The sequence below is a fragment of the Hymenobacter sediminis genome, from assembly GCF_003231285.1.
In the GTDB taxonomy this organism is placed as follows: domain Bacteria; phylum Bacteroidota; class Bacteroidia; order Cytophagales; family Hymenobacteraceae; genus Hymenobacter; species Hymenobacter sediminis.
Window position 1 is genome coordinate 64,615 of record NZ_QKNS01000012.1, and the last position, 22,367, is coordinate 86,981.

At 65.4% G+C, this 22,367-nt stretch carries 24 protein-coding genes; 8 read left to right on the top strand and 16 right to left on the bottom strand.

The window, feature by feature from the left end:
• Positions 1-2: 2 nt before the first annotated feature.
• Positions 3-422, bottom strand: a complete 420-nt coding sequence (locus DNI29_RS22955; protein WP_110980491.1) for a hypothetical protein — start codon at positions 420-422, stop codon at positions 3-5.
• A 57-nt stretch (positions 423-479) separates the two neighbouring features.
• The gene (locus DNI29_RS22960; RefSeq protein WP_123823402.1) at positions 480-1,154 is read right to left on the bottom strand and encodes a hypothetical protein; all 675 of its coding nucleotides are present in this window, start codon (positions 1,152-1,154) and stop codon (positions 480-482) included.
• A 233-nt stretch (positions 1,155-1,387) separates the two neighbouring features.
• On the opposite strand from DNI29_RS22960, the gene DNI29_RS22965 reads away from it, so the two are divergent.
• The 7 genes from DNI29_RS22965 to DNI29_RS22990 all read left to right on the top strand — a co-directional run bounded on the left by DNI29_RS22965 (position 1,388) and on the right by DNI29_RS22990 (position 6,496).
• Positions 1,388-1,789, top strand: coding sequence for a hypothetical protein (locus tag DNI29_RS22965; RefSeq protein WP_123823403.1), 402 nt, complete (start codon positions 1,388-1,390; stop codon positions 1,787-1,789).
• 78 nt (positions 1,790-1,867) lie between these two features.
• Positions 1,868-4,426, top strand: coding sequence for a toprim domain-containing protein (locus DNI29_RS22970; RefSeq protein ID WP_110980494.1), 2,559 nt, complete (start codon positions 1,868-1,870; stop codon positions 4,424-4,426).
• 82 nt (positions 4,427-4,508) lie between these two features.
• Complete coding sequence (locus DNI29_RS22975; RefSeq protein ID WP_110980495.1) at positions 4,509-4,733, top strand: hypothetical protein; 225 nt, start codon at positions 4,509-4,511, stop codon at positions 4,731-4,733.
• 77 nt (positions 4,734-4,810) lie between these two features.
• Positions 4,811-4,975 (top strand): hypothetical protein, encoded by a 165-nt coding sequence (locus tag DNI29_RS24645; protein WP_162303730.1) that lies wholly within the window; start codon positions 4,811-4,813, stop codon positions 4,973-4,975.
• Between the two features lie 266 nt (positions 4,976-5,241).
• Positions 5,242-5,613 carry an ArsR/SmtB family transcription factor gene (locus DNI29_RS22980; protein ID WP_110980496.1) on the top strand — a complete coding sequence of 124 codons (372 nt, stop codon included), beginning with the start codon at positions 5,242-5,244 and terminating at the stop codon, positions 5,611-5,613.
• A complete protein-coding gene (gene merTP / locus DNI29_RS22985; RefSeq protein ID WP_110980497.1) occupies positions 5,610-6,236 on the top strand; it encodes a mercuric transport protein MerTP in 627 nt (208 codons plus the stop codon). Before DNI29_RS22980 ends, merTP begins: the two co-directional genes overlap by 4 nt.
• Positions 6,237-6,247: 11 nt before the next feature.
• A complete protein-coding gene (locus tag DNI29_RS22990) occupies positions 6,248-6,496 on the top strand; it encodes a GDCCVxC domain-containing (seleno)protein (protein WP_110980498.1) in 249 nt (82 codons plus the stop codon).
• A 56-nt stretch (positions 6,497-6,552) separates the two neighbouring features.
• On the opposite strand, the gene arsB is transcribed toward DNI29_RS22990, so the two are convergent.
• From arsB to DNI29_RS23015, 5 genes are all read right to left on the bottom strand, one after another.
• Positions 6,553-7,650, bottom strand: coding sequence for an ACR3 family arsenite efflux transporter (gene arsB / locus DNI29_RS22995; protein ID WP_110980499.1), 1,098 nt, complete (start codon positions 7,648-7,650; stop codon positions 6,553-6,555).
• A gap of 13 nt (positions 7,651-7,663) precedes the next feature.
• On the bottom strand, positions 7,664-8,158 hold the full coding sequence (locus DNI29_RS23000) for a GNAT family N-acetyltransferase (protein WP_110980500.1): 495 nt from the start codon (positions 8,156-8,158) through the stop codon (positions 7,664-7,666).
• Between the two features lie 12 nt (positions 8,159-8,170).
• On the bottom strand, positions 8,171-8,944 hold the full coding sequence (locus DNI29_RS23005; RefSeq protein ID WP_110980501.1) for a metallophosphoesterase family protein: 774 nt from the start codon (positions 8,942-8,944) through the stop codon (positions 8,171-8,173).
• 81 nt (positions 8,945-9,025) lie between these two features.
• Complete coding sequence (locus DNI29_RS23010) at positions 9,026-9,484, bottom strand: DUF6428 family protein (protein ID WP_110980502.1); 459 nt, start codon at positions 9,482-9,484, stop codon at positions 9,026-9,028.
• 57 nt (positions 9,485-9,541) lie between these two features.
• Positions 9,542-9,928 (bottom strand): ArsR/SmtB family transcription factor, encoded by a 387-nt coding sequence (locus DNI29_RS23015; RefSeq protein ID WP_317048763.1) that lies wholly within the window; start codon positions 9,926-9,928, stop codon positions 9,542-9,544.
• A 748-nt stretch (positions 9,929-10,676) separates the two neighbouring features.
• On the opposite strand from DNI29_RS23015, the gene DNI29_RS23020 reads away from it, so the two are divergent.
• A complete protein-coding gene (locus tag DNI29_RS23020) occupies positions 10,677-11,432 on the top strand; it encodes a DUF3626 domain-containing protein (RefSeq protein WP_110980504.1) in 756 nt (251 codons plus the stop codon).
• Here the strand turns inward: DNI29_RS23020 and DNI29_RS23025 are convergent.
• The 9 genes from DNI29_RS23025 to DNI29_RS23065 all read right to left on the bottom strand — a co-directional run bounded on the left by DNI29_RS23025 (position 11,429) and on the right by DNI29_RS23065 (position 22,292).
• A complete protein-coding gene (locus DNI29_RS23025; protein WP_110980505.1) occupies positions 11,429-11,815 on the bottom strand; it encodes a hypothetical protein in 387 nt (128 codons plus the stop codon). The two genes, DNI29_RS23020 and DNI29_RS23025, sit on opposite strands and share 4 nt — an antisense overlap.
• 129 nt (positions 11,816-11,944) lie before the next feature.
• Positions 11,945-12,322, bottom strand: coding sequence for a DUF3703 domain-containing protein (locus DNI29_RS23030; protein WP_202910569.1), 378 nt, complete (start codon positions 12,320-12,322; stop codon positions 11,945-11,947).
• On the bottom strand, positions 12,315-12,794 hold the full coding sequence (locus DNI29_RS23035; protein ID WP_110980506.1) for an Rv1443c family protein: 480 nt from the start codon (positions 12,792-12,794) through the stop codon (positions 12,315-12,317). The genes DNI29_RS23030 and DNI29_RS23035 overlap by 8 nt, the downstream gene beginning before the upstream one ends.
• A 4-nt stretch (positions 12,795-12,798) precedes the next feature.
• On the bottom strand, positions 12,799-14,970 hold the full coding sequence (locus DNI29_RS23040; RefSeq protein WP_110980507.1) for a heavy metal translocating P-type ATPase: 2,172 nt from the start codon (positions 14,968-14,970) through the stop codon (positions 12,799-12,801).
• A gap of 48 nt (positions 14,971-15,018) precedes the next feature.
• Positions 15,019-15,630: a hypothetical protein gene (locus DNI29_RS23045; RefSeq protein ID WP_123823404.1), complete on the bottom strand. Its 612-nt coding sequence runs from the start codon at positions 15,628-15,630 to the stop codon at positions 15,019-15,021.
• An 82-nt stretch (positions 15,631-15,712) separates the two neighbouring features.
• A complete protein-coding gene (locus DNI29_RS23050) occupies positions 15,713-16,093 on the bottom strand; it encodes a Fur family transcriptional regulator (protein ID WP_238388193.1) in 381 nt (126 codons plus the stop codon).
• 56 nt (positions 16,094-16,149) lie between these two features.
• Positions 16,150-17,331, bottom strand: a complete 1,182-nt coding sequence (locus tag DNI29_RS23055) for an efflux RND transporter periplasmic adaptor subunit (RefSeq protein ID WP_110980510.1) — start codon at positions 17,329-17,331, stop codon at positions 16,150-16,152.
• A 21-nt stretch (positions 17,332-17,352) separates the two neighbouring features.
• Entirely contained in the window at positions 17,353-21,768 is a 4,416-nt protein-coding gene (locus tag DNI29_RS23060; protein ID WP_110980511.1) for a CusA/CzcA family heavy metal efflux RND transporter, read from the bottom strand.
• A gap of 194 nt (positions 21,769-21,962) precedes the next feature.
• Positions 21,963-22,292: a DUF6660 family protein gene (locus DNI29_RS23065; RefSeq protein ID WP_110980512.1), complete on the bottom strand. Its 330-nt coding sequence runs from the start codon at positions 22,290-22,292 to the stop codon at positions 21,963-21,965.
• Positions 22,293-22,367 lie beyond the last annotated feature (75 nt).

Here is a 22,367-nt window from a genome sequence, read left to right on the forward strand (position 1 = left end):
GGTTAGCGTACGCCCCCGTCGCCACCGCCCACGGCGCTGACCAAATCGTCCTTGAAGAGCTGGAAGCCGAACCACAGAATCACGCCGCCCACGAGCCAGCCCAGGGAGCCCAGCGCGTCGGGCGCGCCCTGCACAAACTTCATCACCACCCGAATCAGGCCCACGATGAGCACGATGGCGAAAATGACCTGCACAATGCCCACGACGGTTTCCTGCACGCCTTCGAGGGCCGCCGCGGCGCCCCCGCCGCCCAGCTGGGCGCGGGCCGGGCTGGTGGCCAGGGCCAGGGTGGTGAGCAGGGCCGCTACGCGCTGCTCGGCTTTGGAAGGCTGGTAGGTGTGGCCGGCCGCGGCCAGCGTGTGCATTGTTTCAGTGGCAGCTAAGGCGTGGGTACGGGCCCGGGAAAGAAGGTTGGTTAGCATAGGAAGGAGGTTGGGTGAAAACGGGGCGCTTATCTCCCCGAAAAGCAGGTGTGGTAGTTAGGAGGGTTTGGCGGTGGGGACGGGGCTGCCGGCGCCGGGAAACAGCCCCGTGAGGGCCGCCCGCTGGGCCGCTGCGTCCTTGCTCATCCGGGCCCGCCGCTGCTGACGCAGGGCGATTTCGGCCGCGCGGTTGGCCTGGTCATTGGCCGTGGGCGCCGGCGCGGTGATGGGGTTGTGAAACAGGGCTTCGGCCGGCTCCTCATCCGGGTCTGGCACCGGCGGTGGCGCCACTGCAGGCGCTTCGTCTACCGCGTCCAGCAGCACGGCAACGGCCCCGGCCGCGTGGCGGATGGAGGCCGGCCGCGGTGCGTCGTCGGCAGTTGTTTCAGCGGTAGCTTCTGCGGCTTCGGCAGGGATAGATTCCGCGCCGTCGGCTGGGCCGGCGGCCGCAACACCTGCTTCGGCCGGCTGCGCTGATTCTGCTACTTCCAGGTCTTCCGGGGGCAGCAGACTGGCCAGCGCCGCGGCCGCGTCAGCCGCGGCCGCGGAAACCGCGGCTTGGGGAGTAGTGCCGGCGGGCTGGTAGTGAAAGGTGCGCAGGGAATGATGGTTGCGGGTGGCCGTCGCGGCTGGAGCCGCCGGCATGCCGCCGCCCTTGAACCGCCACCAGAGCAGGGCCGCCAGCGCGGCCAGGGCCAAGACAACCACCAGTAAGAGTATTCCCGAACGCATACCGCCCCCTTACGGCAGGACGCATTATTGTGTTAGTAAAAAGTTAGTAAAAACCTAAAAATTGTTTAGTCGTATGATGCGGCTACCGGCGAAGCAGGTCCCCATCCGGGTGGGTATCCGACGGGCAATCGGGTGGAAGATTTGAGTTTTTCCACGAAGGCGTTGCGGCTTCTAAGCCCGATATGCGTCCTTTGGGGTATCTCTCCGATACTTCACCCCCACTGCCCCCAGCAGTGAGCCTCCTTCGCATGGTACCCTCTGACCACGTTTCCGCCCCTTTGGGGTTTCCTGATTTAAGCCTATCCGCGCCCTACAGCGAGTGCCTGCGCTACGTCCAGTTTCGGCTCAAAGCCCTTGCCCAAGGCGATTTAACCTCTTTTTGCGCCCAGCATGCCCTGACCTATACCAACGTCGTGAACCTGAAAAACGGCAAGCTCAAGCGCGACGAGCCCCGCTTGGTGCAGCGCGTGCTGCGCGCCCTGGGCGTGCCCACCGACATCGTGCGCATCGACATCGGCAGCGGCGCCAACCAGTATGTGTTCGGCAGCGCCGAGCTTCTAGCACAATTCCGCGAGCAGCTGGCCTTCTTCGACGCCGCCGCCCAGCGGGCCGGCGGCACCCCGCCGACCACCTAACCCCCGGATAGCTTTCCGTCTCACGCCCGGTTCGGGTGCGGGAGGAGCCGGCGCTGTCCGGCTCCACTCCCCCATCTCATGAACGCACCCCGGGAAAACGACCCCTCCGAGCTCGACCGCTTCAAGCGCGACATAGACCTGGTTGACTACGCCCAGCGCCAGGGCTACACCATCAAGAAGGAAAGCCGCCGCGGCGACTGGCACCACCTGGTCAAGGACGACGAGCACGTCATCGTCACCCGAAAGGGCGACCACCAGGTGTACCTCAACACCGGCGACGACCGCGACGCGGGCTCCATCATCGACTTTGCCAAAACCCGCGGCGGCGACGGCCACGGCCTCAACCTGGGCCAGGTACGCCAGCAGCTGCGCGAGTACCTCGACGGCGCCCCCGCCCCGGCCCGTCAGTATGCGACTCAGTACGCCACCCCGCCGGACACGTCTCGCCTGAGCAGCCTGCCCGCGGGCGACCCGGAACAGGCCCGGCAAGCCGAGGAAGAGCGCCGCACCCGGCTGATTTCCGAGGTGCTGGGCGTGAAGAAGGAGCTGACCGACCGCAGCTACCTGCACGGCCGCGGCATTACGGACGAAACGCTGGACAACCCCGCGTTTCAGGGCCGCATTTTTACCGCGCAGCAGAACGAGCACAAAAACACGGCTTTCCCCCTCTACAACGAGCACGGCCTGGCCAGCGTCGAGCAGAAGAACGAGCACTACAAAAGCCTGCTGCCGCTGCCCAAAAACGGCATCTGGGTATCCCACCCCACCGAAGGCAAGGACACCCCGGTGGAGCGCGTGGTGGTGAGCGAGTCGGCCATCGACTCGTTGTCTCACTTCCAGCTCAAGCACGCGCAGGACCCGAAGAACACGCTCTACATTGCCACCAGCGGCACGCCCACCGAGGCGCAGGTAGCCTTGATTCAGCGGGTTATCGACAAGCAGCAGCCCCGCGAGGTAGTGCTTGCCAACGACCGCGACGCCGGCGGCCGGCAGTTCAACATCAATTACCTCAACGAGCTGCAGCCGGCTAGGCCGATGGTGCCCGTCGCCGAGCAGGAAGCCTACCGCGAGGCCTCCCGGCCGGTGGAGTGGCACGCCACCAGCGACAAGTACCACACCAGCCTGAAGGTGACCTTTCACCACGACTCGGCCGAGCAAGGCGGGGGCCAGGTGCAGCAGCTGCGCGAGCGGGTGGAGCACATCAACCAGACCCAGCAGGACGGTCCGTCGCTCGCCGTGGAAGTGCAGCGCAGCACCGAGCAGGCCACCATTGTGCGCCTCACGGTGGCCCGCGCCGACACGGCCCAGCTGGAAGTCGTGGCCCAGGAGCTGTACCGGCAGCGGGAGCAGCTGCGCACCGCGGTCGAGCGGCAGCAGGAAAGCTTTCTGCGGGTGGACTACCCGCTGGCCAAGGACTTCAACAAAGAGCTGGAGTATACCAACCAGGGCCTGAGCGCCGAGCAAATCCGGGCCGCAGCCCAGCGCGAAGAGCAGCAGCGCGAGTCGGAGCGGCAGCAGCGGCTGGCCGAAGCCCAGCGCCAGGAGCGCGAACAGCGGGCCTTGGAGCGCCAGGCCCAGCGCGAGCGGGAAAACACGCCCGAAGCGCAGCAGGAGCGTGAGCGGGACGATAAGCGTTTTAGCCAAGCCGTGTTCGGAGCAGCTGTAACTGAGGCGGAACCGCGGCCAACCCGTTCCTACCGCAGCGAGCAAGAGGCTCAGGAGCAGACTGCCCAATTCACCCACCTCAAAGAGGCTGGGGTGGTGTTACTTAAGGATTGGATGAACGACAACCCGCCGCCTACTGGGCGCCGCGCCAGCGAGGAAGAGCTGACGGCTGCACCGGCACCCAGAGCACCTGCCGTGGCAGTGGTTGCGCAAGCGCCTGACCACCCTGGGGTTGATAAGGTGGCTACTTGGCGGGTGGATGAACTGGCGCCCCATACCACGGGCCGGGCCGAAGCTTGGCAGGCCGTGCTGGAAAGCGACGGGTATATCCGCACCAGCGCCATCCGCAGCACGGTGGATGAGCAGGGTATCCGCCGGGCTGAGTTCGATATGTACTACCGCAACGAGCAGCCCGAAATCGCGCTGATTCACGCCATCGTGACCAACACCAACGCGCGGGCCGCGGCCGGCAATGAAAAGTACGTGGGCGTCAGCGTCACCGAAAGCGAACAGGACCGGGTGGAGCGGCAGCAGGCGGCCGCTGGTGCGACCCTGCAGCCGCGCACCGGACCCACGCGTGAGCAGGCCGCCGGCGAAGCGGCGCAAACCGGGTCGGGGGATGGAGCGGGCGTGGAGCGCCAGGTACTCGTCCGCGTGGACGAAGTAGCACCGCCGGATGGGGCCCGCGGGCAAGCCGAAGCCGTGAAGGAGGCGCTGGTAGCCAGCGGGGCCAAGGCCAGCGAGGTGCAAAGCACCACCGACGGGCAGGGCATGCGTCACTCGGAAATTAAAGTTTCCTACCGCACCGACCAACCGGATGCGGCGCAGGTTAGCCGGGCCCTGGATGCCGTGGCGGCGCAGCCGGGCAGCGAGGTGGTGGAACACGCCAGCCACCGGGTCGAGCGGCAGGAAACGGCCCGCAGACAGCAGTCCCTCGAAGCCGGCAGTAACCGCGCCGAACTAACGCGCTAGCCCCGTAGGGGCATCATGACCTGAACCCAGAAGGAATGGGGCTTGCTTGGATACTCTTTCGCGCTTTGCGTGTTGAGTCGGTATGGACACGCCCCTATCCCCCACCCCTCAGTTTGGCCCGCGCGAACAAACCCGGGAAGAGCGTGAGCATATTGTCAATCAGTCCCTGGGTATTACCCGCAGCCAGGGGCCCTATCAGGAGCCTGCATGGCTGGCAGAGCTACATGCCCAGTACATTGCCGGTAGGATTGACCTGGCTACGTTGGGCGCCTGCCACGACGAGTGGCGGGAGTCCATCAGCAAGTGAGCCAGGGCAACGGACAGCTAAACGCCTGCTGCCCGGTCATGCCAAGAACATTGCCCATCGGCGTATAATTTTCGTGCATGGGACGTTTGCACAAAGGCTACGCACACTTACACCGGGAGCTGAGCCTGCTGCTGGTGGACGAGCACGGCTGCCTGGTGCTGCGTCTGTTTATGCGCGCTGAATGCCGGTTGGTGCGGGGCCTGAAGGTGGTGCGGGGGCGGTATTTGTTTTTCGCCTGCTAGCGAGCAGCGTCTTTTTTCAGGTCGGTCGTCTATGGGGCGTACTAAGTTGGTACGGCTTACCTCACCTTAATCACTCGATTGTCATGAACAACGAACCCGATGATTGCTGCGCCGACGGCACCTGCTGCGGCAATAATACGTTCGGTTGCTGCTAAGCCATCCGATGTGTTGATAAGAAAGGAGTAGGCGACTTCTGCTCTCTTTTTATTACTTATTTTAGCGTTTGCTTTAATAAGAAAACAGTAACTTAGCGAAAAAATAGCGTTATGGCCACTTCCTGCATTCGGGTCTTTGCTGATGCCGCGCACATTGAACACGGCAAGCAACGGCTGGCCGCGGCCGCGCCGGGCTTGGAATCCATCGCGGCGGTGCTGGCCCTGGCCGGCAACGAGGTGCGCCTGAAGATGCTGTTCCTGCTGCTCGACCAGCAGCAACTCTGCGTGTGTGACTTGGCCGACGTGCTGCAGATGAATGTGTCGGCCATTTCCCAGCACCTGCGCAAGCTCAAGGACGGCGGCGTGGTGCAGGCGCGTAAAGTCGGCCAGACCGTGTTCTATACGTTGACGCCCGCCCTGCGGCCCTTGGTGGAGCCCCTGCTGGCTTCTGTTTCAATCCCTCTTACTGCCTCTGTATCATGAAACAACCTGCTTCGACTTCCACCAAGTCCTTGGCGGGAACCGGCCTGCTGGCGGCGCTGGCGGCCTCGCTGTGCTGCATTACCCCGTTGCTGGCAATTGTCGGCGGTCTGGGCGGCGTGGTCTCAACCTTTTCGTGGCTGGAGCCCCTGCGTCCCTACCTGGTGGCGCTGACGTTGGGGGTGCTGGGCTTCGCCTGGTATCAACAGCTGCGGCACCGCCCCGCCGCCGCCGCTGACTGCGGCTGCACTGTGCCAGCCAAGTCCTCCCCGATGCAGTCGCGGGGCTTTCTGGGCGTTATCACCGCGCTGGCCGGGTTGTTATTGGCCTTCCCTTACTACGGCGCCCAATTCTACCCGTCGGCTACGCCCAAACCGGTGGTGGCCATCAGCGCGGCCCTTTGGCAGACCAGTTCTTACCGCATTGGGGGCATGACGTGCGAGGCTTGCGCCCGCCACGTAGAGCACGACGTGCAGCAGCTGCCGGGCGTGCAGAGCGTGCAGGTGTCGTATGAACGGGGCACGGCCCAAGTGCGCTTCAATGCCGCCGTCACGTCCGTGGCCCAAGTGGAGCAGGCCATTATCGGCACCGGCTATTCGGTGCTGAATCCCACATCTTCCCGTTAAGTGTTTCGATTATGATTCCCCTCACGTCCGACACTCCCCCGCTCCCCGTCACGCTGACCTCCGTGCTCACTTGCCCGGTGTGCCAGCGCCAGCAAGCCGAGCAGATGCCCACCGATGCCTGTCAGTACTTCTACGAGTGCCCGGGCTGTCACACGGTGCTCAAGCCATTAACCGGCGACTGCTGCGTGTACTGCTCCTACGGCACAGTGCCCTGCCCCCCTGTTCAGGTGCAGGGTAATGGCGCGTGCGGCTGTTGCTAACTACCTGCAGCGGTTTCTTTCGCGCTTTGCTGCTGCTACGCGGCCCCTTATGCGGGCTAGGCCACGTGGTTCCCGCCATACCAGCGCCGCCGGAACCAGAAGGCCAGGTTGACCAAGGCAATCAGCGCCGGCACTTCGATAAGCGGCCCAATCACGCCCGCAAACGCCTGGCCCGAATTCAGCCCAAACACCCCGATGGCCACGGCAATGGCCAGCTCGAAGTTGTTGCCCGTGGCCGTGAAGGCGATGCTGGCATTCTCCGCATAGCCCGCCCCCAGCCATTTGCCGGCCGCGAAGCTGAGCACGAACATGATGCCGAAGTACAGGGCCAGCGGCAGGGCAATGCGCAGCACGTCGAGCGGCACCTGCACGATGGTTTCGCCTTTGATGCTGAACATGATGACGATGGTGAGCAGCAGCGCCACGAGCGTGATGGGGCTGATGGCCGGGAGGTACACCTGCTCATACCACGCGTTGCCCTTCAGGCGGCGCAGGAGGGTGCGCGAAAGGAAGCCCGCGGCAAACGGGATGCCCAGGTAGATGAGCACGCTCTGCGCGATGTCTCCAATGCCGATGTGCACGGCGTAGCCCTTGAGGCCAAAGAAGGGCGGCAGCACGGTGATGAAGAGCCAGGCTAGCACCGAGTAGAACAGCACCTGAAAGATGGAATTCAGCGCCACCAGCCCGGCCGCGTACTCGCGGGAGCCATTGGCCAGGTCGTTCCACACCAGCACCATGGCAATGCAGCGGGCAATGCCAATCAGAATCAGCCCCATCATGTAAGCGGGCTTGTCGGGCAGCAGCCAGACGGCCAGCAAGAACATGAGCAGCGGCCCGAGTATCCAGTTCAAAAACAAGGACAGCCCGATGATGCGCGTGTTCCGGAAGACCTTGGGCAGCTCTTCGTACTTCACCTTGGCCAGGGGTGGGTACATCATCAGCATCAGGCCCAGGGCCAGCGGCACGTTCACGGTGCCCACGGAGAAGTAGTTCACCGCCTCGTTCATGCCGGGCACGAAGTAGCCCAACGCCACGCCCAGCGCCATGGCCAGGAATATCCACAGCGTCAGGCCCCGGTCCAGGCCCGAGAGCTTTTTCTCGGCCAGGGCGGCGGGGGCCGGAGCGGCGGGTAACGGTTGATTCAGCGTCGTCATAAAAATAGCTGTCTTAAGCAACGCCTACGGTTGGGCTGCGCCGCTCCATTTGCACCGTGTTGCGCCACACGCCGTGGTGCTGGCCAATTCGCTCGCGGTAGCCAATGATGCGGAACCCCGCCTGCGTGTGCAGGCCGATGCTGGCGTGGTTTTCCTCGAAGGTGCCGGCCTGCAGCGTCCAGATGCCGTGCGCTTCCGAATCCGCAATCAAGGCCTGCAGCAGTTGCCGGCCCACGCCCTGCCCGCGGGCCCCGGCAGCAATGTAGATGCTGATTTCGGCCACGCCGCCGTACACGCAGCGGCTCGACACGGGCGAGAGCGCCGCCCAGCCCCGCACCGTGCCGGCCTCGTCCACGGCCACCAGACGGCTATGGTCCAGGTGGGCTTTGTCCCAGGCTTCCCAAGCCGGCGCCTGGGTTTCAAACGTGGCATTACCGGTCGCCATGCCGGCTTCGTAAATGGCCTTCACCGCCGGCCAGTGGGCGTCCGTCATCGGGATAATGGTCATGGCAGAAACGGGTTAGTAGGCTTTGCGCAGCATGTCGGCGTACTCGTTGGGCAGCGGCGAGGCCTCCACCGCCCGCGCGGCTTTCTCCACGTCGTATTCCACGCGCACCAGCTCCGAGCGCACGCTGCCGGGGTCCGTCAGGATGGTGTGCTCGTCCAGGTGCAGCAGTTGGTAGGCGGCGCGTGGGTCGCCGTCTTTGGGCTTGCCCACCGAGCCGATGTTGAGCGCGTGCCGGTAGCGGGTTTCGCCCGCGTGTTCGTAGGCGAAGGTGCGGTGATAGGGCTTGTGGGTGTGTCCAAACAGCAGGATGTCGGCCTGGGCTTCCTGCAGCACGCGCAGGAAGCTGGCTTCGGGCCGGTCCTCGAACAGGTACTCGTTGATTTTGCGGGGTGAGCCGTGCACCATCAGCAAACTCAGCGTGCAGGGCTCTTCCTGAAAGTCCAGGCGCAGGTGCTTGGGCAGGTAGCGCAGGTAGCGCCGCTCATCGGCCCCGACCACCTGGTTGGTAAAGGCAATGCTCTGGGCGCCCAGGTCTTTCTCCGTGTCCGTTTTGTAGGCGCAGCCGCAGTTCTCGCTGGCCAGGCCAATGCCCTGGTCGTAGTTGCCGGCCAGCGTGGGGATGCCCCGCCGGCGGACCTCGTTGACCACTTCATTCGGCCAGGGGGCGTAACCCACTAAGTCACCCAGGCAAAAAATCATGTCCGGGCGGCGCCGGTCCATATCGGCCAGCACCGCTTCCAGGGCCGGCAGGTTGCCGTGCACGTCGGAGAAAAAGGCAATTGTCATCAGAGAGAAAAAGTCAGCAAAAGGCAATAGAGCAACTCAGCAAAACGGCGCCACCTGCGAAGGCAGCGCCGTTGCGCAAGCTTAGCAGCACCCGCCGCCCGGGGTGCAGCCGGCCACCTGCAGCTGGGGCAGGGCCAGGTCCTGGGCCGGAATGCCGCAGGCCTCCTGGGCCAGGCAGGCCGTGTGCTTGGGGGTGAGCACGAAATCGGTGCCGTCGAAGGTGAGGCCGAACTTGCCGATGGTGGCCTGCTGGTACTCCACCTCGATGTCGAGGTCTTCGCGGCCGAGGATTTTCTCCGACAGCTTCAGGATGTGCAGAAACTTTTGGGGCGCCAGGCGGTGGTCGTAGTCGCCGGCTTCCCAGAGCTGGAAGTTGGCGACCGTCTCGCGGCGCTCGACGCCGCCGCAGTCGATGAAGTGCTTGCTCACGAGGCCCACTTCCGTCACGTGGAAATGCGAGGGTAGGTATTCACCCGAGGGCAGGCGAAAGTTGACGGCTTCGAGACCCGCGAGGGTCTGCTTCATTTCGGCGATGTTCATGGTCAAGCGTGGTTGGGTTGAGGATGTTCAAGAAAGGGGTTGGCAAAAGCTGCGGAATCAGCAGCTGCACGCATCCGCGGGCCCGCAGGCCGGGCTGGCGGTAGCTTCAATGAAGAAGGCCGTGAACTGCTGCTGCACCTGCTGCAGCAACTCGGTGTTGAGGCAGTAGCACACGGTCAGCCCGTCGATTTCCCCGCGGATGAGGTCCAACGCCTTGAGCTCCTGAAGGTGCTGCGAAACCGTGGTGCGCGAGAGCGGCAGCTCGGCGGCGATGTCGCCCGAGATGCACGTCTGCTTGGAGGCCAGCAGCTGAATGATGGCCACGCGGGCCGGGTGCGCCAGCGCCTTCGCCACGCGGGCCAGCTGTTGTTGCTCCTCGGTAAAGGCGGCGGTTTTGGCGTAGGTCATAGTGGGGCTATGAAGTATGTCGCAAATATACGTCATATTATGACGCATGTTTACGACATAAAGTTTTTTTCCACTTTTTTTTCGCGGGCCACTACTTACCCGGTACCGATACCCTGACCCGTTTCACCCCGGCGCCCTCGACCAGGGCTGGCCGAGAGCCGCTGCACGGGAACATGGATTTGAGGCGGGCCCGTTTTCAACCAGCGGCCAAGCAGGGTGCAGGAAAAATATTTATCTGATAATGAGCAAATTATAATATAAAACGATGAATTGCCGGGCTCAACGGCAAACCCCACACTATTTATTGATATAAGCTGTATGAAGATTCGCTTCGCTAAATCAAACTCCGCGCACCTGTCGGCTACGTGCCAGCGGGAAAGAGGACCGCCCCGTCCATCAAAAGGACGGAAGGCGCCCCTCAGGCCGCCCTTACATCGTCTGCCTTTGTCCTGCTCATTCCCGAGCAGCCCCGGTTTTTACGTATACATACTTAGAAACCCGGCTTGGCTAGCGCCCGGCCCTGAACCAGACCGTTGCTTCACCGCCACGGAACGGCGATAAGCGGAACCTCAAGGTTCCCACAAGCCAAGGCACCCCAAACGAAAGGTGCGGCGGCACAAAACAAATCCTTTAACCTCAATTGAAAGACGTACATGACGAAACCGTACCCAACGCCGCTCACCCGGGCGAAATCATACCAGAAGCTGTTGCGCGTTGCGCTTCTGCAGACTTAGGTCTGTCATTGGCAAGCTCGGCTTGCCCGAATGCAAGCCCGGCACCGGGCTTGCCCCAACTCCTGCCGGCGGGCGTGCAACAGCACGTGCAGCAGCAGGGAGCTTATTGGGAGGCCGCCATCCGCGGCAAGCTAAAGCCCGTGATGCCTCCCCAAATGCTGGAGTCTTATTTGGCGCAGGCGGCTGCCAACATGCAGCGCCTCCTGGCGCCGGCGCGGCCGCAGCTGCGCATTGGTGGAAAGGACCCCCTGCACCAGCACGAAGCCTTGCGGCAGATTTTGCTGAGCGGCCGGGTACAAACTCAATTTGAAACGCAGCATTCCGGTGGGGCCTTCAACCCGGTTTTGCGGGCGAGTCTGGAAACGGAGCTGTTTGGGTACGCGATGGACTTGGACCCGAAGCAGCGCCCGGTGTACGGCTACCTGACACCAGGCGACCACGAACCCCCGGCCGTGGAGGGCTACGGCCGCTTGGCCTTGCGGCTGCGCCCGGAAATCCTGAGCCGCACCACGGTGTCGATTGCCGATACGTTGGACCAGGCCGTGCTGCCGGCGGCCTATTCCTGCATTCCCATCACCTCGTTAATACCCAACCAATCGGGGTGGGTATACACGCACTTGTTACGGATGATACACGCCGCGCACGTAGCAGAAGTGGAGTTTCATTATGTGGAAGCGCAGTTTCACGGTGGCGTACGCCTGCAGGACGTGGAATGCGTCGTGGCTTGGCGCCTTGCCGATGTACCGGCCGACCTGCAACGGCTTTGCCAGCAGGCTGGCCTGCGTATTCGGGAGTTCGGACGCTAGGGGACCCGCAGCCGGTAGCGTTGTTGAAGTTCGGCCAGGCCGGCTTCGTTCAGAATGAACGGGCTGGGCTGGCCGAATTTCAGCATTTTGGCCCACAGCAGCAGGGGGCTGCCGGCGTCGGCGAACTGAACCACGAGCCCTTCCAGGGCAACCGGCCGAATGGCGTTGCTCAACCCAAAGGCCAAAAGCGGCAGCTGCGGTTGCGAGGCGTACCAGCCGATAACCACCGGTTCGGCGAACCACAGCACTTCCTCGCCCAAGGCCAGCGGGTACTGCGGATGCGTCGGGTCCACCCGCAGCAGCGGATTCCCGCCGCCGGTACGCATGCCGCGTTCGGCGCGCAGACGCTCGGAAGTGCTGTGGTCGCAACCCATTGCTTTCATGCTGAAGTGGCCAAAGTCGGCTCTGCGAAGTTATACGCAAGTTCGGCGTTGGGTATTCGAAACAGGCTTGGCCGTACACTGCGTACCGTGCCAATTCCAAAACCCCGCTCCTACCCACCAAGCCGAAAGTTATTGGCTGCCGGTGCGGAGCAGTTGCTGCAAGTCCTGGGGAATGGGCATGGGTTGCTCGGGCGAGACGTTGGCCCCGCCGGTGTTGCCGGTGGGCACGCGGCCGAAGAAGGACAGGAAGAACCCAAACACGATGCGCGGTACCTGCCCCAGGATTTCGCGCCGGTCGCGGGTGCGCCACCCGTGGCGCAGCATGAGCAGATGGGTATGGGTGTGCGGCAGGGGCCAGCGCTGGCCCAGGATGTGGGCCCGTTCGAGGTGGGCAAAGGCGGCCGGCAGGTCGCGGCGGGCCGTGGCCTGCCGGGCCGCTTCCAGCTCGGCGTGGAAGTGCGGGCGCAGGCGGGCGGGAAGACGCAGGTAAAACATACGGTCAGGCATAAAGCCGGGAAATTACGGAATTGTGTTGCTGTTTCGCTTGGCGCACCAACTGCCGCCACCGCCGCTGGCGCCACCAGTAGAAGCCGGCGGCAAAAGCGGTTACCAGCGGCGTCAACCGGCCGGCGTCGATGGTGACCTCATCCGTGTAGCGGGTCCGGCCGGCGCCGGCCGGGTGAAGCGTGATGCGGTGGTCCCACACGCGGGCCAGCGGGCCGTGGCCGTTGTCGCGCAGCGTGTAGCGGGCGGCGTCCTGCGAAATCACAATCCACTGCGTGGCCAAGGGCACCCAACCGAGCAGGTACAGGCGCACTAGGTACTTGCCCTCCTGCCACGTAGCCGGCAACTGGGCAACGGCAACGGGGCGAAAGCGCAGGACGGGCCACGCCACGTACCCCAGCAGTCGGGATTGCTGCAGCGCTTCCCAAGCTTGTTCGGGCGGGCAATCCAACAGCGTCGAGCGGAGAATGCGCATGGCCTTAGCGGGTGGGAGCGCCCGCCGGCGCGGGGTCAGAGTTGAAGCGCATGCGCTGGATGCGCACGGCATTTAAAATAGCCAGCAGGGCCACGCCCACGTCGGCAAACACGGCTTCCCACATCGTGGCCACGCCGCCGGCGCCCAGGGCCAGCACGATGGCCTTCACCCCGAAGGCCAGCCAGATGTTTTGCCACACCACCTGGTGGGTGGCGCGGGCAATGCGGCGGGCGGTGGCAATCTTGCTGGGGTGGTCGGTTTGAATCACCACGTCGGCCGTTTCGATGGTGGCGTCCGAGCCCAGCCCGCCCATGGCAATGCCCACGTCGGCCAGGGCAACCACCGGCGCGTCGTTCACCCCGTCGCCCACGAAGGCCAGCTTGCGGCCCTCCCCCAGGTATTGCTGCACATAGCGCGCCTTGTCTTCGGGCAGCAGCCCGCCGTGGGCTTCGGTGATGCCCAGTTCCCGGGCCACGCGCTGCACGATGCTGTCCTTGTCGCCGGAGAGCATGACCACTTTGCTGATGCCATCGGCTTTCAACTCCTGCACGGCGCGGGCCGCGTCCTCTTTCGGGGCATCGGCCACGGTCAGGTACCCGGCGTATTTCCCGTCCACCGCGGCCACCACGATGCTGTCCACCACCTGGTCGACTTCCGGCGGGTAGGCCACGCTGAACTTGGTGAGCAGCTTGGTGTTACCAGCTAGCACGTCGCGGCCGTCCACCTTGCCCCGCAGGCCGTGGCCCGCGATTTCCTCCACCCCTTCCACGGGCACCCCCGCAGCCGCCGCGCCCACGTGGGTCACCACGGCCTTCGCAATGGGGTGCGTGGATTTGGTTTCCAGCGCGCCCACCAAGCGCAGCAGCTGCTCCGGGGTGGTACCCGGGGCGGGCTGCACCTGCTGCACGGCAAACACGCCCTGGGTGAGCGTGCCGGTCTTGTCCATCACCACGGTGTCGATTTCGCGCAGCACGTCCAGGAAGTTGGAGCCCTTGAACAGAATCCCTGCTTTCGAAGCGGCGCCGATGCCGCCGAAGTAGCCCAGCGGGATGCTGATGACCAGCGCGCAGGGGCAGGAAATGACCAGGAACACCAGCGCCCGGTAGAGCCAGGTGCGAAACACGTAGTCGTCGACCACGAAGTAGGGCACCACGATGAGCAGCACGGCCAGGCCCACGACGATGGGCGTGTAGATTTTGGCAAACTTGGTGATGAACTGCTGGGTTTTGGCCTTGCGGCCCACCGCGTCCTGCACCATCGCCAGAATCTTGCTCAGCTTGGTGTCCTGAAAGGCCGCCGTCACGCTCACCTGAATCAGGGATTCCAGGTTTATCATGCCCGCCAGCACGGGCTCGCCCGGCTGCTTGGTTTGCGGGGCGGATTCGCCGGTGAGGGCGGCCGTGTTGAAGCTGGCCGCGGTGGTGTTCAACGTGCCGTCGAGCGCCACCTTCTCGCCGGGCTTGACTTCCATCACGTCGCCCACCTGCACTTCTTTCGGGTCGAGCACCAAGCTTTGGCCGTTGCGCACCACCGTGACTTCGGTGGCCTGAATTTCCAGCAGGGCCTTGATGCTGCGCTTGGCGCGGTTGACGGCCGCGTCCTGAAACAGCTCGCCCACGGTGTAAAACAGCATCACGGCTACGCCCTCCGGGTACTCGCCGATGGCAAAGGCCCCGAGCGTGGCGATGCTCATGAGCAGAAACTCGTTGAAGACATTGCCCGAGGGAATGCTCTGAATGGCCGAGCGGATGACTTTCCAGCCGACCAGCAGAAAGGCCACCCCGTACCAGAACAGCCGCACGTAGCCGGTGAAGAAGCCTGCCTGGTAGTAGTCCAGCGCAATGCCCGACAGTAGCAGCGCCAAGCTCACGCCCGGCCAGAGGTAGGGGTTGGCGCCGGTCGGGCCGTGGTCGTGGTCGGCGCCGTCCCCGTGGGAATGCCCGGCGTGCTCGTCCTCCGCTTCGCCGGCCAGGTTCACGACCTGTTTGCCGGCGGGGTGCTGGTGGCCGGTGTGGTCGCGGGTGGCGTGGTCGTGGCCGGGCACGTCGTGGCCTTCGGGCGCGGCGGCGGCTTCGGGCGTGAGCTGGTCGCGGCTCAGGGCACCCACGTTTTCGAGCTTCACCTGCTTGGCGGTGTTCAGCTCTTCGTTGGTATCGGGGGAAGTGGGGTCAGGCATAAGAAAGCAATAGCATGGATGAAAGAATAGGACGGCAGGCGCAGGAGCCTACCAGTCCACGAAAAAGCCCGCCAGCCCCACCAGCACGAGCACCGCCCCGGTGAAGCGACGCTCGTGCCGGGCCAGGCTTGCGAGGTTGAGACGGCGAATGCCAGAGTACACCACGGCCACCAGCACGCTCATGGCTCCCAGCGACACGACCAGGTACGTGGCCATCAACAGGGCCAGCATGGCCGTGCCGTGGGTACCGGCGGCCAAGAAAAAAGTCTGAATCTCCAGGCAGGGCGCTAGGAACATGGTGGCCGCTAGGCCCAACACCACTCGCCCGCGAGAGCGCCGCGGCACGGGGGAGGGGTCCGGATGCGTGTGCCCCGGCCCGGAAAAGGCGTAGAGCAAGCCAATGACGACGAGCAGCGCCGGGGCGGCCACGCCCGCAAATTGCGAGAAGCGGGCTGACAAGCGCCACCCCAGCAGCCCCAGCGCCAGGCCCAGCAGTACGGTGCTCAGCACGTGAGCCAGGCCCGCCGCCACCGTCACCCCCACCGCCCGCCGCAAGGGCCAGCGCTCGGCCCGCGCCACGGCCAGCACCGGCGCCCAGTGGTTGGGAATGGCGGCGTGGAGCAGGCTGAGCAGAAAGGCACCGGTGAGTAGTTCGAGCATGGGAAGCGGGGTTTCGGGCACGCGCACCGCCGGTTTCAAGGACAAACCTCGGGCGCCGGGGCATGCAATGCTATTGCATTGTTTACGCGGGGAGGGCGGCATCACTGGCGCAACGCGGGCAGAGGCCTTTCATGACCAGGCTGGTTTCCTGCACCTGGTAGGCGCCGGGCAAGGCAATGGTCGGCACGGCCGTCGTGGGCAGGCACGAGGTTTCCCGGCAGCGAAGGCAGAAGAAATGCACGTGCAGGTCCTGGTGCTGCCCGGGCGTGCAGTCGGGCGCGCACAGGGCGAACTTGACCGCGCCGCTGCCGTCCTCGATGCGGTGCACCAGGCCTTTGTCGGTGAACGTTTTCAGGGTGCGGTGCACCGTGATGCGGTCGGCGTGCTTCAGGTGCAGCTCGACGTCGGCTAGGCTCAGCGCGGTCGGCTCCTGTTGCAGCACGTCCAGCACCAGCAGGCGCATGGGGGTGGGCGTTATCTGCCGGGCGATTAGCGTGTCTTCGAGGGGATGGGCCATGGCTATTCTTCTTCTTCGGCGTTTTTCATCTTGGCCAGCAGCGAGTAGGCCCCATCCGTCACGAAAGTGGTGGTGGCAGGCACCGTTTCGGGCAGGGTAACTTCGGTGAAGGCGTCCTCGCTGCGGCCCAGGGTGACGGGCACCATCCGGTAGCGGCCGGGCGCTTCCACGGCGTATGCGTAGCTTTTGCCCTCAAAGCGCACCAGGGCCGAGTTGGGCAGGGTGGCGGCGTCGGTGCGCCCCGTTTCGATGGTGGCCCGCACGTAGAGGCCCGGCAGCAGGGCCGGGTCGTTTTCCTGGTCCAGGTGGCCGTGTACCCGCACGGTGCGGTCGTCGCCGATGGCCTTGCCCACCAGGTACACGTGGGCCGTGCGCTCCCGGCGGGTGCCGGTGGAGTCGCTGGCCAGCGTAAAGCGAATCAGCTGGCCGTGCTGCACCCGGGCCACGTCCCGCTCGAATACCGTGAGCTCCACGTGCAGGTGCTCGGGGTCCACGATTTCAAACAAGGGCTCGGTGGCCGTCACGCTCTGGCCCACCGTGACGTTCACGGCCCGCACGAAGCCGGCCCGCGGGGCGCGCAGCGTGGCCGTGGTGCTGATGGCCCCGCCCACCGGCAGCCCGGCAATGCGCAGCTGCGCGGCCTGGGCGCTGAGCTGCACCTGCAGGGCTTCGACTTCGGCCTGGGCCCGCTGGTAGTTTTTCAGGGGCGCCACCTCCTGCTGGTACAGTTCCCGCTGGCGGGCCAATTCGGCATTGGCAAACTTCAGCCGGCTGCGCAGCTCCAGGTACTCCTTCTGCAGGGTAACAAACGCGGGGTTGCGCAGCACGGCCAGCACTTCGCCCTTGCGCACGCGGGAGCCCTGCAGCAGTTCGGTGCTCTGCACGTAGCCTCCCAGCGGGGCCGTAATGGACACGGCGCTTTCCGGGGGCACGTCCAGCGTGCCGTTCACGGCCAGGCCCGCGCCCATGGGGCGGGAACTCACGCGGCCGGTTTTCAGGCCGCCGGCCTGCTGCTCGGCCGGCGACAGGGTCACCAGGTCCGACGCTGCTTCGGTCTCACCGGCCGGCGCTTCGGCTTTCGCGTTTTTTTCGGTGGCCTCACCGTCAGCAGTGGAGCTGGTATCAGCGCCGCAGCCGGCCAGGGTCAGGCTCAGCAGCAGCGCCAAGGATGCGGTATACTTCATAAGTCGTAGTCGAGAGAAAAGTTATTGCGCGGCCGTGCCCAGCAGGTAGTCCAGGTCGATGACGGTCTGGTTGTGCTGCAGCACGGCGTCGAGGTAGGCGGTGCGCACGGCCAGGGCGCGCTCCAGGTTGAGCAGCAGCTCGGAGTAGGTGGTTTCGCCGGCTTTGTACGCAAGCTGGCTCAGGCGCACGATGACGGTGGCCTGCGGCAGGGCGGTTTGCTCGTAGAAGCGCACGCGGCGCTGCTGCTGCTGCAGGCGCGTGCGCAGCTCGTCGAGCTGGCCGGCCGCTTGCGCGCGGTAACGCTGGTAGGTGGCCGTGGCCACCTGCTCCTGCAGCTTGGCGGCCTGCACCCGGGCTTTCTGGGGGCCGCGCACCAGGGGAATGGCCACGCCGGCCTGCACGCTCTGAAACCGGTCGCCGGTGCCGTAGGTCTGCGCCCGCCCGTCCACCTCGTAGGTGCCGCGCAGGGATTGGTTGGTGTAGCCCAGGCTTACCTGCGGCAGGCCCTGGGCCTGCTCCAGCCGGGTTTCGGCCTGCCGCTCGGCCAGCTGCTGGCGCAGCACCCGGGCTTCGGGGGTCTGGGCCAGCCGGGCCGTGTCGGTGGCCGCGGCGGGGGCAGGCAGCAGGCGCAGGGAGCTGTCGGCCACGGCTACCAGGCCGGGGGCTTGCAGCAGGGCCTGCAGCTGCCGCCGGGCAATGGTGAAGTCGGCCTGGGCCTGCGCCAACTGGTTCTGCGTTTCGCCCTGCTGGATGATGGCGTTGGCCGGTTCCAGGCGGTTGACCTCCCCGGTCTTGAAGCGCAGCTGGGCCGCGCGCAGAAACTCGGCGTAGATGCTGTCCTGCCCGCGCAGCGTGCGCAGGCGGTGGCGGGCGTACACGGCCTGCTCGTAGCTCAGGCGTACCTGGCGACGCAGCTCGGCCTGCACCTGCGCGAGCTGCTGCTCGCGGGCCGCAATCTGGGCCTGGCTCAGCCCGGCCTGGGCCTTGTAGTAGCCCGGCAGGGCCAGCGTCTGGCCGATGCTGAGCACGTTGTCGGAAAGCGGGGAGTTGACCTGCCCGTAGGTGCCGGTCAGGGTGGTGCGGCCCACGTCGAAGGCCGTGCGGCGCAAGGCCTGCTGAGCCTCCAGGGAGCGTTGCGCCGCCTGCACCGTGCCGTTGGCCTGCAGGGCCTGGCTCACGGCCTGGTTCGCCGTCAGCGGCCCCTGGGCCTGCACGGGCCCGCAGGCCAGCAAACCGCCCAGTACGAGCACTGCCACCACCGAAACCGGCAGGGCCGGAGTCGGTTGCGGCTGCTGCTCCGGTTTGGGGTTGCGCTCGGACAGGGCGTAGAGCACGGGCAGCACCAGCAGGGTCAGCAGCGTGGCCGTGACCAGCCCGCCAATGACGACCGTGGCCAGGGGGCGCTGCACTTCCGCGCCGGCCGAGGTGCTCAGGGCCATGGGCAGAAACCCGAGCGAGGCCACGGTGGCCGTCATCAGCACCGGCCGCAGGCGCACCTGCGTGCCTTCCAGGATGCGCTGGTAGAGGTCCGTGCGGCCTTCGTCCTTGAGCTGGTTGAAGTAGCCGATGAGCACGATGCCGTTGAGCACGGCCACGCCGAAGAGGGCAATGAAGCCCACCCCGGCCGAGATGCTGAAGGGCATGCCGCGCAGCCAGAGCGCCAGCACCCCGCCGATGGCCGAGAGGGGAATGGCCGTGAATATCAGCACCGACTGCTTGAGCGAGCGGAAGGTGAAGAACAGCAGCACGAAAATCAGCAGCAGGGCCACGGGCACGGCAATGCTCAGGCGCTGGGTGGCCTGGCGCAGGTTCTCAAACTGGCCGCCGTAGGTGGCGTAGTAGCCGGGCGCAAACCGGAGCTGCCGGTCCATCTTGCCCTGCAGCTCCTGCACGATGCTTTCCACGTCGCGGCCCCGCACGTTGAAGGCCACGGTGATGCGGCGCTTGGCGTCGTCGCGCTGAATCTGGTTGGGCCCCTCCTGCAGGCCCACGGTGGCCACCTGCTCCAGGGGCACCTGCTCGCCGGCGGGCGTGGCCACCAGCAGCTGGCGCACTTGGTTGATGTCCTGGCGCAACTCGGGGGCCAGGCGCAGCACCACGTCGAAGCGGCGCTCCTGCTCGAAGAGCTGCCCGGCGCTCTGCCCGGCGAAAGCCGTCTGCACCGTGCGGTTCACGTCCTCGGCGTTCAGGCCGAAGCGGGCCATGCGGTTGCGGTCGAGCTTGACCACGATTTGCGGCAGGCCCGTGACCTGCTCCACGTACACGTCTTCGGCCCCCTCTACCTGCCGCACCAGGCGGGCCGCCTGCTGGGCGTAGGTCGCCAGCCGGTCGAGGTCTTCGCCATAGATTTTCAGGACCACGTCCTGCTTGGCGCCGCTGATGAGCTCGTTGAAGCGCATCTGGATGGGCTGCTGAAAGCCGAAGGTGACGCCGGGAATCACGCTCAGCGCCTCGGCCATCTTCTCCGCCAACTCTTCCTGGCTGCTAGCCGAGGTCCACTTGCCCTGGTCCTTCTCCAACAACACCATCACGTCCGCCGCTTCTACCGGCATGGGGTCGGTCGGGATTTCCGCGGCGCCAATCTTGGCCACCACCTCTTTCACTTCCGGAAACTGCTTGGTCAGAATGGCCGCCGCCTGCTGGCTTTTGTCCACCGTGTAGCTCAGCGAGGAACCCGTGAGCGTGCGCATCTCGATGGCAAAGTCCCCTTCCGAGAGCTGCGGGATGAACTCACCGCCCAGGGTGCGGAACAGCAGCAGCGCGCCCGCAAACAGGGCCACGGCGGTGCCCAGTACCAGCGCCCGGCGGCGCAGCGCCCATTCCAGCACGGGCCGGTAGCGGGCTTCCAGCCAGCTCATCATGCGGTCCGAGAAGTTGCGCTGGTGCTCCGTGTCGCGGCTCAGGGCCAGCGCCGACATCATGGGTACGTAGGTCAGGCTTAGGATAAAGGCGCCCACAATGGCAAAGGCCACCGTTTCGGCCATGGGCCGAAACATCTTGCCTTCGATGCCGGCCAGGGCCAGCAGGGGCAGGTACACAATCAGGATGATGATTTCGCCAAAAGCCGCCGAGGCGCGGATTTTGGAGGCGGCTTCGTACGTGGCCTCGTTCATCTGGCCGGGACTCAGGCGGCCCCCGGCCCCGTCGGGGTGCGCGGCGGTGCCCACGTGGTGCTGCAGGCGGTGCACGATGGCTTCGACGATAATCACGGCGCCGTCCACCACCAGGCCAAAGTCAATGGCCCCGAGCGAGAGCAGGTTGCCCGACACGCCGAACAGGCGCATCAGGCTGATGGCAAAGAGCATGGCCAGCGGAATCACCGAGGCCACCACTAGGCCGGCGCGCAGGTTGCCCAGGAACAGCACCAGCACAAAAATGACGATGAGCGCGCCTTCGAGCAGGTTTTTGCTCACCGTGTGAATGGCGCGGCCCACCAGGTCGGAGCGGTCCAGGTAGACGTCGATGGTCACGCCTTCGGGCAATGACTTTTCTACCGTCGCCATGCGCGCCTTGACGGCTTTGATAACTTCGTTGGCGTTGGCGCCCTTGAGCATGAGCACAATGCCGCCGGTGACTTCGCCCTCGTTGTTGCGGGTCATGGCCCCGTAGCGCACGGCGGAGCCCAAGCGCACGTCGGCCACGTCGCGCACCAGCACCGGCAGCCCGCCTTGGGTGTTGCGCACGACGATGTTGCCCAGGTCGGCGGCATTCTCGGCCAGGCCTTCGGTGCGGATAAAGTAGGCCGTGGGCTTCTGGTCGAGGTAGGCCCCGCCCGCGTTCTGGTTGTTGCGCGAGACGGCCTGGTAGACCTGCTCGGTCGTGACGTTCAACGAGCGCAGCCGCGTGGGGTCCAGCCGAATTTCGTACTGCTTGAGCAGGCCGCCGAAGCTGGCCACGTCGGCCACGCCGGGCGTGCCCAGCAGCTGGCGCCGCACAATCCAGTCCTGAATCGTGCGCAGCTCGCGGGCGTCGTAGCGCTTTTCGTAGCCGGGCTTGGCGCGCACCAGGTACTGGTACACCTCGCCCAGGCCGGTGCTCACCGGAGCCATTTCCGGCCGGCCGATGCCCTGGGGAATCTGACTTTCGGCCTCGCGCAGGCGCTCGGCCACCTGCTGGCGGGCCCAGTAAATGTCAATCTTGTCCTCGAAAACGATGGTGACCACCGAGAGGCCGAAGCGGGAAAACGAGCGCACTTCCTCGCGGCCGGGAATGGTGGCCAGGCTCTGCTCGACGGGAAAGGAGACGAGCCGCTCGATGTCGCCGGCGGCCAGCGACGGGGCCACCGTGTAGACGACGACCTGGTTGGTGGTGATGTCGGGGACCGCGTCAATCGGCAGCCGACTCAGCGAGTAGCCGCCCCAGGCCACCAAGGCCAGGGTGAGCAGCCCGATGATGAGCTTATTATGAATGGAAAAATAAATCAGCCGGTCAAACATCCGTTGCTGTGGGGGTTGGGTCTAACACTTCGGGTAAACCCTGCTGGCCCGCGGCTCCCGGCCAACTATTATGGCAGGAGGGCGGCGTACTCACTGGCGGCTAGTCCGTTGCGACGGATAGCGGCCAGCAGCCCGGGCGCACAACGGGCGCGTCAGGCTACCCCGGCGGGGGAGTCAGCAGGAAACGGGAAGGGTTAGGCCTGGGGCGGCTGCCACACGGCTCCGGCGCTCCGGGTCAGGGCGCTCACCCGCATGGGGGGGTGGCGCAGGGCAGTGGCCCACGTCACGGCGGGGGCCTCTGTCAGCGCTGGCAGGGGCGCCAGCGGCACCACGGCCCCGCCGCAGCAGTGGCATTGGCACAGCGGGGAGCACCAGTCGCCCAGGGCGCCGGCGTCGCAGTCGGTGTGCGGGGTCGCGGCCACGGTGGTCTGCTTGGCGTCTTTGCACACAACTTCGCCGTCGGCGCAGGTCAGCGTCGAGAGGCAGGCGAAGTAGAAGGCAAAAAACAGGGCCAGAAAGCGCATCGGGGCAAAGGTAACGACCAGCGGAAATAGTCGGCTACCGCTTGTACCGGCAGAAGCAGACAAAGGTTCCCCGCC

Excerpts from the sequence above, each read along its gene's own strand:
- arsB (WP_110980499.1), bottom strand. The coding sequence starts at position 7,650 with ATGACGACGCTGAATCAACCGTTACCCGCCGCTCCGGCCCCCGCCGCC.
- DNI29_RS22980 (WP_110980496.1), top strand. The coding sequence starts at position 5,242 with ATGGCCACTTCCTGCATTCGGGTCTTTGCTGATGCCGCGCACATTGAA.
- DNI29_RS23065 (WP_110980512.1), bottom strand. The coding sequence starts at position 22,292 with ATGCGCTTTCTGGCCCTGTTTTTTGCCTTCTACTTCGCCTGCCTCTCG.
- DNI29_RS23050 (WP_238388193.1), bottom strand. The coding sequence starts at position 16,093 with ATGCGCCTGCTGGTGCTGGACGTGCTGCAACAGGAGCCGACCGCGCTG.
- DNI29_RS23060 (WP_110980511.1), bottom strand. The coding sequence starts at position 21,768 with ATGTTTGACCGGCTGATTTATTTTTCCATTCATAATAAGCTCATCATC.
- DNI29_RS23015 (WP_317048763.1), bottom strand. The coding sequence starts at position 9,928 with ATGACGTATATTTGCGACATACTTCATAGCCCCACTATGACCTACGCC.
- DNI29_RS23030 (WP_202910569.1), bottom strand. The coding sequence starts at position 12,322 with ATGCCTGACCGTATGTTTTACCTGCGTCTTCCCGCCCGCCTGCGCCCG.
- DNI29_RS23025 (WP_110980505.1), bottom strand. The coding sequence starts at position 11,815 with ATGAAAGCAATGGGTTGCGACCACAGCACTTCCGAGCGTCTGCGCGCC.
- DNI29_RS22970 (WP_110980494.1), top strand. The coding sequence starts at position 1,868 with ATGAACGCACCCCGGGAAAACGACCCCTCCGAGCTCGACCGCTTCAAG.
- DNI29_RS23055 (WP_110980510.1), bottom strand. The coding sequence starts at position 17,331 with ATGAAGTATACCGCATCCTTGGCGCTGCTGCTGAGCCTGACCCTGGCC.
- DNI29_RS23000 (WP_110980500.1), bottom strand. The coding sequence starts at position 8,158 with ATGACCATTATCCCGATGACGGACGCCCACTGGCCGGCGGTGAAGGCC.
- DNI29_RS23035 (WP_110980506.1), bottom strand. The coding sequence starts at position 12,794 with ATGCGCATTCTCCGCTCGACGCTGTTGGATTGCCCGCCCGAACAAGCT.
- DNI29_RS24645 (WP_162303730.1), top strand. The coding sequence starts at position 4,811 with ATGGGACGTTTGCACAAAGGCTACGCACACTTACACCGGGAGCTGAGC.
- DNI29_RS22990 (WP_110980498.1), top strand. The coding sequence starts at position 6,248 with ATGATTCCCCTCACGTCCGACACTCCCCCGCTCCCCGTCACGCTGACC.
- DNI29_RS23010 (WP_110980502.1), bottom strand. The coding sequence starts at position 9,484 with ATGAACATCGCCGAAATGAAGCAGACCCTCGCGGGTCTCGAAGCCGTC.
- DNI29_RS22960 (WP_123823402.1), bottom strand. The coding sequence starts at position 1,154 with ATGCGTTCGGGAATACTCTTACTGGTGGTTGTCTTGGCCCTGGCCGCG.
- DNI29_RS22955 (WP_110980491.1), bottom strand. The coding sequence starts at position 422 with ATGCTAACCAACCTTCTTTCCCGGGCCCGTACCCACGCCTTAGCTGCC.
- DNI29_RS22975 (WP_110980495.1), top strand. The coding sequence starts at position 4,509 with ATGGACACGCCCCTATCCCCCACCCCTCAGTTTGGCCCGCGCGAACAA.
- DNI29_RS23045 (WP_123823404.1), bottom strand. The coding sequence starts at position 15,630 with ATGCTCGAACTACTCACCGGTGCCTTTCTGCTCAGCCTGCTCCACGCC.
- DNI29_RS23040 (WP_110980507.1), bottom strand. The coding sequence starts at position 14,970 with ATGCCTGACCCCACTTCCCCCGATACCAACGAAGAGCTGAACACCGCC.
- merTP (WP_110980497.1), top strand. The coding sequence starts at position 5,610 with ATGAAACAACCTGCTTCGACTTCCACCAAGTCCTTGGCGGGAACCGGC.
- DNI29_RS23005 (WP_110980501.1), bottom strand. The coding sequence starts at position 8,944 with ATGACAATTGCCTTTTTCTCCGACGTGCACGGCAACCTGCCGGCCCTG.